The sequence below is a fragment of the Chloroflexota bacterium genome, from assembly GCA_016887485.1.
Classification (GTDB): Bacteria; Chloroflexota; Anaerolineae; order Anaerolineales; family Anaerolineaceae; genus Brevifilum.
This window is the reverse complement of sequence record CP069394.1, coordinates 1,815,621-1,830,515: the sequence shown is the minus strand read 5'-3', so window position 1 is coordinate 1,830,515 and position 14,895 is coordinate 1,815,621. Positions and strand designations below refer to the sequence as shown.

General features: G+C 54.4%; 15 protein-coding genes. All 15 read left to right on the top strand.

The window, feature by feature from the left end; genetic code table 11:
* Positions 1 to 17: 17 nt before the first annotated feature.
* The 15 genes from JR338_08345 to JR338_08275 all read left to right on the top strand — a co-directional run bounded on the left by JR338_08345 (position 18) and on the right by JR338_08275 (position 14,894).
* The gene (locus JR338_08345; GenBank protein QRN82437.1) at positions 18 to 929 is read left to right on the top strand and encodes a class I SAM-dependent methyltransferase; all 912 of its coding nucleotides are present in this window, start codon (positions 18 to 20) and stop codon (positions 927 to 929) included.
* Positions 930 to 957: 28 nt separating this feature from the next.
* Positions 958 to 1,956 carry a UDP-N-acetylglucosamine 4,6-dehydratase (inverting) gene (gene pseB / locus JR338_08340; GenBank protein QRN84394.1) on the top strand — a complete coding sequence of 333 codons (999 nt, stop codon included), beginning with the start codon at positions 958 to 960 and terminating at the stop codon, positions 1,954 to 1,956.
* Positions 1,956 to 2,873: an SDR family oxidoreductase gene (locus tag JR338_08335; protein ID QRN82436.1), complete on the top strand. Its 918-nt coding sequence runs from the start codon at positions 1,956 to 1,958 to the stop codon at positions 2,871 to 2,873. The genes pseB and JR338_08335 overlap by 1 nt, the downstream gene beginning before the upstream one ends.
* Positions 2,874 to 2,902: 29 nt before the next feature.
* Positions 2,903 to 3,973 carry an N-acetylneuraminate synthase family protein gene (locus JR338_08330; protein ID QRN82435.1) on the top strand — a complete coding sequence of 357 codons (1,071 nt, stop codon included), beginning with the start codon at positions 2,903 to 2,905 and terminating at the stop codon, positions 3,971 to 3,973.
* 35 nt (positions 3,974 to 4,008) lie between these two features.
* The gene (locus JR338_08325) at positions 4,009 to 5,097 is read left to right on the top strand and encodes a glycosyltransferase family 4 protein (protein ID QRN82434.1); all 1,089 of its coding nucleotides are present in this window, start codon (positions 4,009 to 4,011) and stop codon (positions 5,095 to 5,097) included.
* Positions 5,098 to 5,232: 135 nt separating this feature from the next.
* Positions 5,233 to 6,003: a glycosyltransferase family protein gene (locus tag JR338_08320; GenBank protein QRN82433.1), complete on the top strand. Its 771-nt coding sequence runs from the start codon at positions 5,233 to 5,235 to the stop codon at positions 6,001 to 6,003.
* A gap of 44 nt (positions 6,004 to 6,047) precedes the next feature.
* Complete coding sequence (locus tag JR338_08315; protein ID QRN82432.1) at positions 6,048 to 6,929, top strand: class I SAM-dependent methyltransferase; 882 nt, start codon at positions 6,048 to 6,050, stop codon at positions 6,927 to 6,929.
* The gene (locus JR338_08310; GenBank protein QRN82431.1) at positions 6,930 to 7,868 is read left to right on the top strand and encodes a hypothetical protein; all 939 of its coding nucleotides are present in this window, start codon (positions 6,930 to 6,932) and stop codon (positions 7,866 to 7,868) included.
* Positions 7,869 to 7,871: 3 nt separating this feature from the next.
* Positions 7,872 to 8,870: a glycosyltransferase family 2 protein gene (locus tag JR338_08305; protein QRN82430.1), complete on the top strand. Its 999-nt coding sequence runs from the start codon at positions 7,872 to 7,874 to the stop codon at positions 8,868 to 8,870.
* Positions 8,871 to 9,145: 275 nt separating this feature from the next.
* On the top strand, positions 9,146 to 10,528 hold the full coding sequence (locus tag JR338_08300) for an SAM-dependent methyltransferase (protein QRN82429.1): 1,383 nt from the start codon (positions 9,146 to 9,148) through the stop codon (positions 10,526 to 10,528).
* A 33-nt stretch (positions 10,529 to 10,561) separates the two neighbouring features.
* Positions 10,562 to 10,798, top strand: a complete 237-nt coding sequence (locus JR338_08295; protein ID QRN82428.1) for a hypothetical protein — start codon at positions 10,562 to 10,564, stop codon at positions 10,796 to 10,798.
* A 21-nt stretch (positions 10,799 to 10,819) separates the two neighbouring features.
* Complete coding sequence (locus tag JR338_08290) at positions 10,820 to 11,809, top strand: Gfo/Idh/MocA family oxidoreductase (protein ID QRN82427.1); 990 nt, start codon at positions 10,820 to 10,822, stop codon at positions 11,807 to 11,809.
* A 114-nt stretch (positions 11,810 to 11,923) separates the two neighbouring features.
* Positions 11,924 to 12,748: an SDR family oxidoreductase gene (locus JR338_08285; protein QRN82426.1), complete on the top strand. Its 825-nt coding sequence runs from the start codon at positions 11,924 to 11,926 to the stop codon at positions 12,746 to 12,748.
* A complete protein-coding gene (locus JR338_08280) occupies positions 12,742 to 13,971 on the top strand; it encodes an acylneuraminate cytidylyltransferase (protein QRN82425.1) in 1,230 nt (409 codons plus the stop codon). The genes JR338_08285 and JR338_08280 overlap by 7 nt, the downstream gene beginning before the upstream one ends.
* A 47-nt stretch (positions 13,972 to 14,018) precedes the next feature.
* Positions 14,019 to 14,894 (top strand): N-acetylneuraminate synthase family protein, encoded by an 876-nt coding sequence (locus tag JR338_08275; GenBank protein ID QRN82424.1) that lies wholly within the window; start codon positions 14,019 to 14,021, stop codon positions 14,892 to 14,894.
* Position 14,895 lies beyond the last annotated feature (1 nt).

Sequence of the window (14,895 nt, the reverse complement as noted above, 5' to 3'; positions counted from 1 at the left end):
ATTGGAAGTACGACAGAATGAGTGATGAGAATATAAAGAAAAATGTGCGTGAGTTTTATGACCGCGTGGGCTGGCAGATGGTCAGCGGCGAGGTCTACCAGAACGCGGAATATGAAGACTTGCGTCCTGTCTCACGTGACTATATCCATAAATGCCACCTGCGGATCAACCGCCATTTAGCCCCGGAAGGTGACTTCCTGCTGGATGCCGGCTCCGGGCCGGTGCAATATCCCGAATATCTGACCTACTCTGAGGGCTATAAAGCTCGAGTGTGTATGGATATCTCGATTGTTGCCATGCAGGAAGCCCGTAAGCGCCTGGGCGAGAAAGGTCGCTATGTGGTGGCTGATATTGCCCACCTGCCTTTCAAATCTGACGCTTTTGATGGGATTGTCTCCCTGCACACCATTCACCATGTACCGATGGAAGACAAGCTCCCGGCCTATGAGGAACTTTACCGGGCATTGAAACCCGGACGCAAGATGGCGATTGTCAACGGCTGGACCAATGCCCCATTGATGGTGCGGCTGAAACCCTTTATGAATAGAACGGCCCGTTTCCACAATTGGTGGCTGCGGCGGGTGAAAAAGCAGGAGATTGAGCCGGTGGCAGCAAAACCGGTTGCTCAGAACGCTGCTGAACCTGAAGAAAAGAAGAACGGCCCGGCTGGGACATTTGTGCAGAAGTTGACCGCTGAATGGCTGACTGAGGCGTTGAGCGGCAAGATGCCCTTTGATATTCTGGTTTGGCGCAGTGTGAACGTGGCTTTCTTGCGGGCTGTGATCTACCCTGAATGGGGCGGGAATTTCTGGCTGAAGGTGATCTATGGACTGGAAACCATTTTCCCCCGCTGGCTGGGCCGGATCGGCCAATACCCGCTGGTGGTTGTTTCCAAACCTCTGGTTGAAGAACCAGTGACTACGATATAATTTTTTAAAAAATTCCAGGAGAATGATGATGGATTGGACCAATAAGAACATACTGGTGACCGGAGGAACGGGTTCCTTTGGCAAGAAGTTTGTGGAAGTGATGCTCAAGGAATATCACCCCGCCCGGTTGATCATTTTCAGCCGTGACGAACTGAAACAGCATGAAATGCGGATGGCAGGCTTCAATCAGCCCAACCTGCGCTATTTCATCGGCGATATCCGTGACCTGCCCCGGCTCAAGCGGGCTTTTAATGGTGTGGACATTGTAGTGCACGCTGCGGCGCTCAAACAGGTGCCCGCTTGTGAATATAACCCGATGGAAGCGATCAAGACCAATATCCTCGGCAGCAGCAATGTGGTTGATGCCGCATTGGATGCCGGTGTGGAAAAGGTGCTGGCGCTCAGCACCGATAAAGCCGTCAATCCGGTGAACCTCTATGGCGCCACAAAGCTGGCCGCCGAAAAACTGATGGTGCAGAGCAACGCCTATGCCGGCGGCACCAACACCCGCTTCAGTTGCGTCCGCTATGGTAACGTGGTGGGCTCTCGCGGCAGTGTGGTCCCCCTGTTCATTAAACAGCGTGACAGCGGCCAGGTGACCCTGACCGATGACCGCATGACCCGTTTCTGGATTTCGCTGGACCAGGGCGTGCGCTTCGTCATCCGCTGCATTGAACAGATGGATGGCGGCGAGGTCTTCGTCCCGAAGATCCCCAGCATGAAAATGACCGACCTGGCTAAGGCGATTGCCCCTGAGGCTGAGATCAAGGTGATCGGCATTCGCCCCGGCGAGAAGCTGCACGAAGTCCTGATCTCAGAAGATGAGGCCCGCACCACCGTTGAACTGGACGATATGTACGTGGTTCAGCCCGCCGCGGCGCTCTGGTTTGGGCACCACTGGCAGGATCTTGGCAAGGCGCTGCCGGATGACTATCACTATGCCAGCGATAACAACACCGAGTGGCTCTCGTTGGAGGGCATCAAAGATCTTGTCGCACCTTTTGAAAAGAAAGGTCCCGCTAACTAATGCGACTCCTGGTGACCGGCGCAAGCGGGCTCTTAGGGCTGAACCTCAGCCTGGTGGCCGCTCGTCAGGGGGATGAGGTGACCGGGCTGGTCCATTCCCGCTCGCTGCAGGGCGTTCCGTTTGAGGTCCGGCAGGCAAACCTGCTGGAGACGGATGCGGCCTTGCAAGTTGTCGAGGCCAGCCAACCGGATGCGATCATTCACTGCGCCGCAATTGCCAGCATCAATTTGGCTGAACAACAGCCTGAGCTGACCCAAAAATTGAATGCCGAAGTCCCCGGAAAGCTCGCCGCAGCTGCTCAAGGTTGGGGTGTGCCGTTTGTGCATATCTCTACCGATGCGGTATTTGATGGTGTCAAGGGAGACTATCGCGAAACGGACCCCACCGGGCCGCTCAGCATTTATGGCCGCGCCAAACTGGCCGGTGAGCAGGCTGTTCAATCCGCTAATCCGGATGCGATCATCGCCCGCACGGTCTTTTATGGCTGGAGCCTTTCCGGCAAGCGCAGCCTGGCGGAATTCTTTTTCAACCAGCTGACCGCCGGTGAACCGATGAAGGGCTTTACCGATACGGTGTTCTGCCCGCTTTATGTCGAAGATCTGGCGCAGGCGTTGTTGGAGATGATTGAAAAGCGATTGAGCGGGGTGTATCATGTGGTCGCATCGGAGCATTTGAGTAAATATGACTTCGCGGTACGGATCGCCCAGCAATTTGGCCTAAACCCTGATCTTATTGAGCCTGTGCAGGCAGAAAAAGAAAATCGGATTGTGCCCCGGTCATTGAATCTGACTCTGAATACGGAAAAATTACAGACAGCGCTGGGGCATGCCCTGCCCGGTGTGGAAGCGGGACTGACCCGGTTTTATGACCGCTGGGTTGAAGGTTACCCACAGACCCTGCAGGGTTATCGAGCCTGACGCTACATAAAAACTTGGTGGAGGATGACATGGAATTGAAGATTGGCAATCACCTGATTGGAAAAGAACATCCCACTTATTTCATTGCAGATATCGCCGCCAACCATGACGGCAGCCTGGAGCGCGCCAAGCTCCTGATCCGCCTGGCCAAAGAAGCTGGAGCGGACGCCGCCAAGTTCCAAAACTTCCAGGCGCCCAAGATCGTCTCGGATTACGGCTTCACCCACATGAACGGCCAGGTGTCTCACCAGGCCAAATGGAAGAAGTCCGTGTCGGAAGTCTATGCCTCAGCCTCAGTCCCCTTTGACTGGACGCCGGTGTTGAAGCAGACCTGTGACGAGGTGGGGATCGACTATTTCTCCTCGCCCTATGACTTTGAGGCGATTGATATGCTGGAAGACTACGTCCCGGCCTACAAGATCGGTTCAGGGGATATCACTTGGATTGAAGCCTGTGAGCGGATGGCTAGCAAGGGCAAGCCGGTGCTGCTGGCAACCGGCGCCTCCACCATTGGCGATGTGCAGCGGGCTGTGGAAGCGATTTTGGCGATCAATCCCCAACTGGTGCTGATGCAATGCAATACCAATTACACCGCCGCGGACGGCAATTTTGACAATATTCACCTGAATGTGCTCAGGACCTATCATTCGATGTACCCGGACCTGATTTTGGGCCTTTCGGATCACACCCACGGCCATGCGACTGTGCTGGGTGCGGTGACATTGGGCGCAAGGGTGGTGGAAAAGCACTTCACGGATGATAATAACCGGGAAGGGCCAGATCATCCCTTTGCAATGAACCCGCAAACCTGGGCCGAGATGGTCAGGGCCACCCGACAGCTGGAAAGGGCGATGGGTTCCGGCGACAAGTTTGTGGCGGACAATGAAATGGAAACTGTGGTGATCCAGCGGCGTTGCCTGCGGGCCGCGCGGGACCTGCAACTCGGTGAGATCGTGACGCGTGAGATGATTGACGTGTTGCGACCGGCATCAACGGGCGCGATCATGCCGTATGAGGTTGATGATCTGATCGGATTGAAAGTGCTGGAACGAATCCCGGCCGGGCAGGATCTGCGCTGGTCGCAATTTGGGAATTCCTGAACGAGACCAACTAATTTAACTGAAAACGAGACCTGATGCGAGTCCTCTACTTCACCGAACGAGATACGCCGCACGACCGGCGATTTCTGTCGGCTTTGGCGGGGTCAGAACATCAGGTTTTTGCGCTTCGGCTGAAGGCCTGTGAGCCGCTGACTCCCAAGGGCATCACGGAATGTGAATGGCCGGAGGGGCTGCCGGAACTTACCCATTGGGCAGGCTGGCAGGCGGGAGCGAAACAGCTCTCCACATTTTTAGCCGACCTCAAGCCTGACCTGGTGCACGCCGGACCGGTGCAAGGACCTGCCTTGTTGACGGCACTGATTGGATACCATCCCCTGGTGACAATGTCCTGGGGCTCGGACCTGTTGCGGACGGCCCAGCGCAGCCCGTGGATGCGTTACGCCACCCAGTGCACATTGGACCGGACGGACGTCTTCCTGGGTGATTGCCAGGCAGTGGCGGATGCAGCAGCGGGATTTGGCTTCCCGCATGAAAAGATGGTTTTATTCCCCTGGGGAGTGGACCTTGATACCTTTTCTCAAACCAATGGTTTTGAGGAGGGGGAAGACCTGCGTGAGGAGCTGGGTTGGAATGATAATTTTGTGGTACTCTGCAACCGCTCCTGGGCGCCGCTCTATGGGGTAGACCTGCTGGCCCGGGCTTTTTCAAAGGCCGCCAGGCAGGAACCCCAATTGCGGCTGTTGCTGGTTGGGGATGGCCCTCAAGCAGAGTTGATCCACAAGATCCTCGACCCGTTGGGCGAGGTGGTTCATTTCGCCGGCCGGCTCAGCCAGGTACGGCAACCCGCCTATTATCATGCGGCAGATCTTTATGTCAGCCCCTCGCACAGTGATGGTTCTTCGATTTCACTGTTGGAAGCAATGGCTTGCGGTCGAACGGTGTTGGTTTCGGATATCCCCAGTAACCGCGAGTGGGTGGAGGATGGTGTGAATGGTCGTTTGTTTGAGGATGGCTCTGCGGTGGACCTGACGGCAAAACTGGTTGAAATGGTGAGAGACCCGGGGCAGTTTGACTATAGGTGGCTGGCGCATGTCACAGCGACAGAACGTGCGGATTGGCGGCGGAATTTTATCGAGCTGCTGAAGGCTTATAAGATGGTGTAACTGTAGACGTTTGTTTCTGTTGTTGGACCAGGATGTGAGATTTTAGAATTGTTGGATATTATGATTTGTGTTTATATTGAGCAAATACGATGAAACCAGTAAATAGATAATAAGGTTAAATTAAATTTGATAGCCATGACGCATAGAAATTCAAATACCGTTGCCATTATCCAGGCCCGGATGGGATCCAGCCGGCTGCCGGGTAAGGTGCTGCGGGATATCGGCGGTCAGCCGATGTTGTATCGGGTGGTCGTTCGTGCCCGTCATGCCCAGACGGTCGGGAAGGTGGTGGTTGCCACCACGACCGATGCCGGCGATGACCCGGTGGAGGTGTTTTGCAATCAGCAGGGATTCCCGGTTTTCCGGGGCGATCCCTATGATGTCCTGGACCGCTATTTTCAGGCGGCTGTCACCTATCATGCGGAGACGGTCGTTCGCCTTACGGCGGACTGCCCATTACTGGATCCAGGTGAGGTTGACCGAACGGTCCTCGCGTTTGAGGACGCACATGTGGATTTTGCGGCGAATCGTTTGCCGCCACCCTGGAAACGCACGACCCCAATTGGCATGGATACCGAAGTGGTGACGATGGCCGCGCTCACCCGCGCCTGGCAGGAAGCGGACGCCAAATATGCCCGTGAACATGTGATGCCCTATCTTTATGAGGAGCCTGGTCGTTTCAAGACCCTGCTGGTGGATCACACCCCGGATTGGGGCGATGTGCGGCTGACAGTTGATACTCCGGAGGACCTGGAGCTGATCCGCCAAATCACCGCCCATTTTGGCAATGGCAATGACTTCGGCATGTCGGAGGCCGTCCAGTATCTTCTGGCGCATCCCGAGCTGGGTGCGATCAATGCCGGCATCCATCACAAGACATTTAAGGACGTGGATGACCGCGGTTAGGACGCGGTGTTATAATTGCGCCACAAATTTTTTTGAGGAGTTGCATGACCTGTTTACTTTGTGGATCGGAACAAAAGAAGATATTTGACCGGGCGGAATCCTTTGGGTATCCCCTGATTTATTACCAGTGCGAAAACTGCGGTTTGGTGTTCCAATCTCAGGAGGAGAGCCAGGCAGCGGACCCTGAATTTTATGCAACCACCTACCGGAAGATCTATCAGGCGCATGAGGAGCCAACAGCTAAGGACCTTTGGGTGCAGGGCCAACGCTCACAGCACTTGATAACCAATGTGCGGCAATCCGGGGTGAGCGCAGTGGCGAATATGCTGGATATCGGCGCATCAGCCGGTGTGCTGCTGGGGGCCTTTCATCAGGCTTTTGGCTGCAAGATCACTGGCGTGGAACCGGGTGAAGCCTACCGGGTTTTTGCCGAACAAAAGGGAATTCGAATGTTCCCCAGCGTGGAGGACCTGGTTGCTGCCAAGCCCCAGCGGTTTGATCTGGTGAGCATGAGCCATGTGCTGGAGCATCTGCCCGATCCGGTCGGGATGCTGCGGCTCATTCGGGAACGGCTGCTTACGGATGACGGGCTGCTGTTACTGGAAGTGCCTAATTTCTATGCTCACGATAGCTATGAACTGGCGCACCTGGCCTGCTACACGCCGCATACCTTGAAGGAAGTCCTCAGGCAGGCGGGCTTTCATGTTATGCATTTGGCGCGGCATGGCGTTCCCCGTTCAAACCTGCTGAACTTGTACCTGACGGTTCTCGCCACGCCTGACGCAACGAAATCAAACCCTGGCGCTGTTCGACCAGAGAAAAATGTCAGCCCAAAGCGTAAAATTGCCATGCTCTATCGCCGGGTGATCCAGCGGATCTTCCCGCACCGGGCCTGGCTTTCCCTGCCGACAGAGAAGGGTGACTAAATGGCGCCTTTGCTAACCCTTTTTACCGCCCCGAAATCCTTTGAGAACCCTCATATCAACACTATCCAGCGCAATACCCTTCGCAACTGGCTGGCGTTGGGGGATGAGGTTGCCGTGGCGGTGATCGGGGATGACCCCGGGATAGCGGAGGTCTGTGCGGAATATGGCATTACGCATTTGCCTGACGTGCGCACAAATCAGCAGGGCACGCCGCTGATCAGCTCGATCTTTGAGCTTGGCCGCGATCTGAACGACTCGCCCTTATTGGTTTATGCTAATGCGGATATCCTCTTTCTGCCAGATTTGGTCACGGCCGTAAAGCGCCTGGCGGAATCAGACAAGCCATTCCTGGCTGTGGGGCAGCGTTATGATATGGATATCACCGAGTCCGTGGATTTCAGTGGGGAATGGCCGCAGGAATTGAAAGCCTGGATCAGTAAAAAGGGAAAGCTGCACGGGCAAACCGGCAGCGATTATTTCATCTACCCGCGGGGATGCTTTGATGATATCCCCGATTTTGCTGTTGGCCGAGCAGGGTGGGATAACTGGATGTTGTATCAGACCCGTTATCAGGGTTGGAAGCTGGTGGATGCAACACCAGCGATCACGGTGATCCACCAAAACCATGATTATGCCCATTTACCCGGTGGGGTGATCCATTTTCGCCAGCCGGAAACGGAAGTGAACGTCAAACTGGCGGGCGGCCGGCGTACCATTTTCAATGCCACGGATTCGCGCTACCTTTTGACAGAGAACGGCCTTGAACGAAAACCCTTAGGCTGGAAAGGCTTTTGGCGTGAAGTTGAAGTCTTTCCCCTCATTAAGCTCCATTCACGCTTGCTGGGCATGGTGAGTTTTGCCATTTTTCATCCGGTATTGGCATATAAAGAGGTTCGGGGCTGGTTGGCTTATAAACTCAAGCAGAACAAGGCAGGTTAGAAGATGCCGAGGATTGGGATTAACCCCTCTCGGGGACAGAAACTGGAATTCACACCGGCCCGCACAACGGTAGCGGTGTTGGTTTATGCGCCTCACCAGGCCGGATATTTTCAAAACCGGCTGGACGTAACCCGGATGACTATAGAGAGCATCCTGGCAAATACTCAGGAGCCTTTTGACCTGCTGGTGTTTGATAACGGCAGCTGCCCAGAGATGGTGGATTACCTGAAATCTCTGGAATCTGAAGGGAAGATCGACTACCTGATCCTTTCCAAACGCAACATCGGCAAGCTGAACGCCTTGAAGATCATTTTCAATAGTGCGCCAGGTGAGATCGTGGCCTATACGGATGATGATGTTTTCCATTTGCCGGGCTGGTTGGGTGAGCATTTGAAGATCATTGACGCCTTCCCTAATGTGGGCGCGGTGACCGGTTTCTATATCCGGCAGCGGGTGGCAATGAGCTCCGAGAGCACTCTGGCATTCGTGAACCAGCCGGGGATGCAGACGGAATGCGGCCTGTTGATGCCCCGCAAGTGGGAAGAAGAATATCTGATCAACAGTGGGCGCACCTGGGAGCGCTATGAGCAGGAAGTGGCAGGGATTGAGGATATTATTGTCACTTATGAAGGCCTGGAGGCATGGGTGTCGGCGCATCATTTCCAGATGGTCTGTCCGAAGGCTGTGATCCAGGAAGTCTTGGGGGAAATGCTGCCGGAAGGCTGGAGCGAGGCTGTGATGGGCCGGATGGTTGAGATGGACGACCGGATGGATGCCAAAGGCTATCTTCGCTTCTGCACCCGCCGGCAGACCGTTCGCCTGATGGGCAATGCGATTTCAGATGAAGTGGCTGAACTGGCGCGTCAATCGGGGCTGGAGGTCCGGGCTGCGGAACCGGTGAAAAAGACGGGTGGGTTAATGCAGCGTCTGGTCCAGGTGAAGTGGATTCGCTTCATCGTTCAGGGGATTGTCAACCGGCTCTATCGCTGGTTGAATGGGTGATTTTTCAGGGAGTTTGTACAATTTAGATAGATTCTGCACAACGAAATATGCTCTTTTTAACAGAAATAATTTGGGGAGAGCTTTTTTGTCTCCCAAAACTTGTTTTTCAGGATAGCAAAGGATAATTTTGGTATGAATTTCAATTGCTACCATTATCTATGCTTTGACCTGTTGAAAGATAAAAGTTATGATTGGGTTAATGTTTTCCACTGAAGGACAATAGAAAACAGAGCCCTAAGTTAACCGGGAAAATAGTTTACAAGGATGGCTGATTGATGATGGAAAAGGAATTTGCATCATTCCGAGACCCCAGTGGGTTCCTGTTTTACCAGGATGGTGTGCTTTATCGGCAGGTGAACCAGGAATACCAGTCCCATTATGACCAACTGATGAAATCCGGTCTGTATCAGGAGTTGGTCGATAATGGTCTGATGGTGGCGCATGAAGAGGTGGATATCGCTAAAGCGCCTCAGCCGGAACTGGCCTATAAGATCATTCAACCGGAAAAGGTCCGTTTCATATCCTATCCCTATGAATGGTGCTTCCATGAACTGCGTAGCGCAGCTTTGATGACCCTGCGCCTGACCCGGATGGCGCTCAGTCACGGCATGATCCTCAAGGACGCCAGCGCCTATAACCTCCAGTTTGTGGATGGCTCCTGGAAATTGATTGATACGCTCTCCTTTGAGACCTATGAAGAGGGCACGCCCTGGGTGGCCTATAAACAATTCTGCCAGCACTTCCTGGCGCCGCTCGCATTGATGGCTAAACGAGACCTCCGCCTGAACCTGATGAGCCGTTTGTTTATAGATGGCATTCCGCTGGACGTGGCCGCCAAGCTGCTCCCCTTCGGGACCAAGTTGAACTTCGGGCTGATGACCCACATCCACCTGCATGCCCGCACACAAGCCCGTTATGCCGGCAAGGAAGTGAAGCAGGAGGAGGTCAAGGGCAAGGTCAGCCAGCAGGCCCTGATTGGGCTGTTGGATAGCCTGCGCAACACCGTCAAGGGCCTATCCGTCAAGACCACCGGCACGGAATGGGCGGAATATTATGACATCACCAATTATTCCGATACAGCTTTTGAGGAAAAGAAAGCGATCATCAGCAAGTTTGTGGATGAGGTCCAACCTGATGAGGTTTGGGACCTGGGCGCTAACAATGGCGAGTTCAGTCGGATCGCCAGCGACCGCGGGATATTCACCGTGGCTTTTGATATTGACGCCAATGCGATTTCCAAAGCCTATATCCAGGCACGCAAATCACGTGAAACGAACCTGCTGCCCCTTGTGATGGATTTGACCAACCCCTCACCCGGTTTGGGTTGGGCGCACCGTGAACGCCAATCGTTGATCGAGCGTGGCCCCGTGCCGATGGCCTTTGCTTTAGCTTTGGTCCATCATTTGGCCATTTCCAATAACGTGCCGCTGCCTAAACTGGCGCAATTCTTTGGTGAGGTTTGTGAGAATCTGGTGATAGAATTTGTTCCCAAGGCCGATTCTCAGGTGAAACGCTTGCTCGCTTCCCGGTTGGATATCTTCGATGACTACACAGAGGACGGATTTGAAGCGGCGTTTAAAACCCAATTTGATATTCTCCACAAGGTTTCAGTCCCCGAATCGGAGCGAACCTTGTATCTGATGCAGGTAAAAAAATAGTAGTAGCATAACGACACTGGAAAGAGGTTGCTAATGCGGATCATTATCTTATTGAAACCCCTGGCTTATCTGGATCCCGGTTCAGGGAGCTTTATCATCCAAATGCTGCTGGCCGGTCTTTTGGGCATCGGCGTTGGTGTCCGGATCTACTGGAAGAAGATCGTGGCCTTCTTCAATAAAAAGAAGGGCACCGGCGTGCAGGATGAACTGGACGAGTTGGATGAGTACGGTGGCAAGGATGACGTCACGCCAGTAGATATTGACGATTAACACCTCGTTTTAGGAAATCCTATGAAATTTATGATCGCGGGCCTGGGATCAATCGGCAGACGGCACCTGCGCAATCTGGTTGCGCTGGGCGAGCATGATATTCTGCTCTACCGTACCCATCTCAGCACCCTGCCGGATGATGAATTGGCGGAATATCCCGTTGAAACTGATCTGGAGAAGGCGCTGGCACAAAAACCGGATGCGGTGATCGTGGCGAACCCTACAGCCTGCCATCTGGATGTGGCCCTGCCAGCGGCTAAGGCGGGCTGTCACCTTTTCTTGGAAAAGCCAATCGCTGACAGGCTGGGTGAAAGGGTGATGGAACTGCAGGAAGTTGTTGCAGCTCAGAGCCTGAAAGTGCTGGTGGGATTCCAATTTCGCTTCCATCCGACATTAGGCCAAATCCGCGATCTGATTGCGTCCCGTAGACTGGGACGTCCGCTGTCCTTCCGAGTGCATTGGGGTGAGTATCTGCCCGGCTGGCACCCCTGGGAGGACTATCGCCAGTCCTACGCCGCCAAGAAGGACCTGGGCGGTGGGGTAGTGAACACACTCTGCCATCCGTTGGATTATGTCCGCTGGCTCTTTGGTGATGTTTCCTCTCTGATGGCCAAGACCGGCAAGATCTCTGACCTCGAGTTGGATGTGGAGGATGTCGCAGAGATCACCCTGCGATTTGAAAGTGGCCTGATCGGTTCCGTACATTTGGATTATTTCCAGCGTCCACCTGAACATACCCTGCAAATTGGCTTTGAGCGCGGGCTGGTCCGTTGGGATAATGCCACAGGCGCGGCGGAAGTATACTCGGTGGACGAGGACCGCTGGGAAACTTTTTCACCCCCTGCGGGTTTTGAACGGAACCAATTATTCATAGATGAGACGGCGCACTTCCTGGCGCTGCTTAGGGGAAATGCAGCTTCTCGCTGTGATTTGACGGATGGCATCCGAGCCTTGGAACTCACTGAAACGGCGCATCAATCTTCTCTGAAGGGGCAGGAATATTTCTTCTAGCAATAACATTTATTTATTCCCAAAAACAAATCATTTTCCATCCTGGTCACGCCTGGATGGTCTCCGCTGGTATAATATCAATCTGAAAAACTTACAATTTGTGAAGGATAATACATGACAACGATCATGGATAAATTCTCCCTGGAGGGCCGTACTGCCCTGGTCACCGGGGGGGCGGGGTTGCTTGGCCGCCAGTTCACCCAGGCTTTGGGTGAGGCCGGCGCAAAGGTGGTCGTCGCTGATTTGGACTTTTCTCAGGCGGAGGCTCATGCGGGCAAGCTGGCGGATGCCGGGATTGACGTTATGCCCGTGCAGGTGAACGTCACGGATCCTGCTTCGGTCTCCGGTATGGTTGCCAGCGCGGTGAACCATTTTGGCAGCCTGGATGTGATTGTCAACAGCGCCGCTCTGGACCCTAAATTTGACCCCGATAATGTGGATGCCCAATCCGGCAATGCTTTTGAAAGCTACCCCCTGGATTCCTGGCAAAAAGCCATTGATGTGAACCTGACTGGCATGTTCCTGACCTGTCAGGCGGCTGCCCGGCAGATGGTGGCGCAGGATTACGGGAAGATCATCAATATCTGCTCAACCTATGGGTTGGTGGGCCCGGATCAGCGCCTTTATGAGCGCCCGGATGGGCCGAGACAGTATAAGCCTGTTTATTACACTGTGAGCAAAGCCGGTGTGCTGGGCTTGACCAAATACCTCGCCACCTATTACGCCGGGACGAATATCCGGGCTAATGCCCTGACCCCCGGCGGTGTTTATAACAAGCATGATGATACTTTTCTCAAAGCCTATTCCTCCCGTACCGTGATTGGCCGGATGGCCAACCAGGACGAGATGAGCGGGGCGGTTGTTTTCCTCGCCTCCGAAGCCTCATCCTATATGACCGGTGCGAATCTGGTTGTGGATGGCGGGTGGACGGCATGGTAGCCCGACCGGAAGTTCTGGCGATCATCCCCGCGCGCGGGGGCTCTAAAGGAATCCCGCGCAAGAACATCCGAGATTTTGCCGGTTTCCCCCTGATTGCCTACAGCATTGCAGCCGCAAAGCAGTCCGAATCGGTCACCCGTGTGATCGTTTCCACGGACGATGAAGAAATTGCGGCTGTGGCCCGGGAGCTGGGCGCGGAAGTGCCCTTCCTGCGGCCTGATGAACTGGCTCGTGATGAAACCCTCGATTTGCCGGTCTTTGAGCATGTCCTGCACTGGCTGGCTGAAAACGAATCGTATTCCCCTGACCTGGTGATCCAGCTCAGGCCGACCTCGCCTGTCCGCCCGGTGGGTTTGGTGGACCGGGCCGTGAGTGAATTGCTCACTCATCCTGAGGCAGATTCCGTGCGGGGCATTGTCCCTGCTGGGCAGAACCCCCATAAGATGTGGCGGATCGGGGCCGATGGCCGGATGCAATCTCTCCTAAAGGTAGATGGGATTGCCGAACCCTATAACGCTCCCCGCCAGAAATTACCCCCTGTCTTTTGGCAAACCGGACATATCGACGTGATCCGACCGGCAACCATCCACGAAAAGCACTCGATGAGTGGGGATGTGATCCTGCCGGTGCATATTGACCCTGAATATACCGTTGACATTGATAACCTGCGTGATTGGGCGCGTTATGAATGGCTGGTGCGGGAATCTGGCCTGCCGATGGTCTCACCCGGACCGCAGCGCCGAGCCTGGCCCGACACGGTCTCGCTGGTCGTCTTTGATTTTGACGGCGTGATGACCGATGACCGGGTATGGGTGAATCAGGACGGCCAGGAGTTTGTGGCCGCCAAGCGCGGTGATGGCATGGGTATTAGTTTCCTGCTGGCCGCTGGGTTCAAGGCTGTGATCATCTCCACCGAGACCAATCCGGTGGTGGCGGCCCGCGCCAAAAAGCTGAAGCTGCCCTATTTCCATGGGGTAGGAGATAAAGCCAGCCTTCTGAAGACTTATCTGGCGGAAAACGCCATCTCCGCCGAAGAGACGATCTACGTTGGCAATGACGTCAACGATTTACCCTGTTTTCCAGTGGTGGCCTGCGCCGTTGCGGTGGCAGATGCGCACCCGGATGTAAAAAGCAAAGCGGATCAGGTCCTTGCCCATAAAGGCGGGCATGGCGCTGTGCGTGAGGTTTGTGATATCCTTCTATCCCGGAAAAAAGTAAAATGATGCGAAACCCCGTTGGACACCCCGGCGGGATTGCAAAGGAGACTCAAATGGCTCGTGAAATCAAAATTGGGAACCGAATGGTGGGTGAAGGTCACCCAACCTATGTTATCGCCGAAGTTGGCATCAATCATAACGGCAGCGTGCAAGTTGCCAAAGATTTGATCTTAGCCGCCCATGAAGCTGGGGTGGATGCAGTGAAGTTCCAGAAGCGGACCCCCGAGATCTGCGTGCCGGATCATCAAAAGGGTCAAATGCGGGATACCCCCTGGGGCTATATCTCCTATCTGGATTACCGCTATAAAGTGGAATTCGACCAAAAAGAGTATGAAGAAATTGACGCGTATGCCAAGTCACTGGGTATTGACTGGCTGGCCAGCTCCTGGGATATTCCTTCCTTGGAGTTCATTGACGCTTTTAACCCTCCGGCGCATAAAGTACCCTCGGCCCTGCTGACCGATCATGAGTTACTGCGCGGGCTCAGGAACACCGGTAAACCCGTCATCCTTTCCACAGGCATGTCCACTATGGATGAAATTGAGAGCGCTGTGGAAGTGGTTGGAACCGATAATCTGCTGATCTGCCACACCACCAGCAGCTATCCCTGCCCACCGGAAGAATTGAATCTGAAAATGATCCAGACCCTCCAGGACCGCTTCGACTGCCCGATTGGTTATTCCGGGCACGAGGTTGGGCTGGTGCCTTCCGCAGTGGCGGTGGCGATGGGTGCCTGCCTTGTGGAACGGCATGTGACCCTGGACCGTGCGATGTGGGGCTCTGACCAGGCTGCTTCTGTGGAGCCGCAGGGCATCCGCACCCTGGTGAAATACATCCGGGTGACTGAGAAGGCCCTGGGTGATGGCAAGAAAAAAGTTTATGACAGCGAGCAATCTTCTCTGAACAAGATGCGCCGTTACAGTATTTAGG

Bases quoted from the DNA above. Each gene is read 5' to 3' on its own strand.
- JR338_08345 (QRN82437.1), top strand. From the start codon at position 18: ATGAGTGATGAGAATATAAAGAAAAATGTGCGTGAGTTTTATGACCGC.
- pseB (QRN84394.1), top strand. From the start codon at position 958: ATGGATTGGACCAATAAGAACATACTGGTGACCGGAGGAACGGGTTCC.
- JR338_08335 (QRN82436.1), top strand. From the start codon at position 1,956: ATGCGACTCCTGGTGACCGGCGCAAGCGGGCTCTTAGGGCTGAACCTC.
- JR338_08330 (QRN82435.1), top strand. From the start codon at position 2,903: ATGGAATTGAAGATTGGCAATCACCTGATTGGAAAAGAACATCCCACT.
- JR338_08325 (QRN82434.1), top strand. From the start codon at position 4,009: ATGCGAGTCCTCTACTTCACCGAACGAGATACGCCGCACGACCGGCGA.
- JR338_08320 (QRN82433.1), top strand. From the start codon at position 5,233: ATGACGCATAGAAATTCAAATACCGTTGCCATTATCCAGGCCCGGATG.
- JR338_08315 (QRN82432.1), top strand. From the start codon at position 6,048: ATGACCTGTTTACTTTGTGGATCGGAACAAAAGAAGATATTTGACCGG.
- JR338_08310 (QRN82431.1), top strand. From the start codon at position 6,930: ATGGCGCCTTTGCTAACCCTTTTTACCGCCCCGAAATCCTTTGAGAAC.
- JR338_08305 (QRN82430.1), top strand. From the start codon at position 7,872: ATGCCGAGGATTGGGATTAACCCCTCTCGGGGACAGAAACTGGAATTC.
- JR338_08300 (QRN82429.1), top strand. From the start codon at position 9,146: ATGATGGAAAAGGAATTTGCATCATTCCGAGACCCCAGTGGGTTCCTG.
- JR338_08295 (QRN82428.1), top strand. From the start codon at position 10,562: ATGCGGATCATTATCTTATTGAAACCCCTGGCTTATCTGGATCCCGGT.
- JR338_08290 (QRN82427.1), top strand. From the start codon at position 10,820: ATGAAATTTATGATCGCGGGCCTGGGATCAATCGGCAGACGGCACCTG.
- JR338_08285 (QRN82426.1), top strand. From the start codon at position 11,924: ATGACAACGATCATGGATAAATTCTCCCTGGAGGGCCGTACTGCCCTG.
- JR338_08280 (QRN82425.1), top strand. From the start codon at position 12,742: ATGGTAGCCCGACCGGAAGTTCTGGCGATCATCCCCGCGCGCGGGGGC.
- JR338_08275 (QRN82424.1), top strand. From the start codon at position 14,019: ATGGCTCGTGAAATCAAAATTGGGAACCGAATGGTGGGTGAAGGTCAC.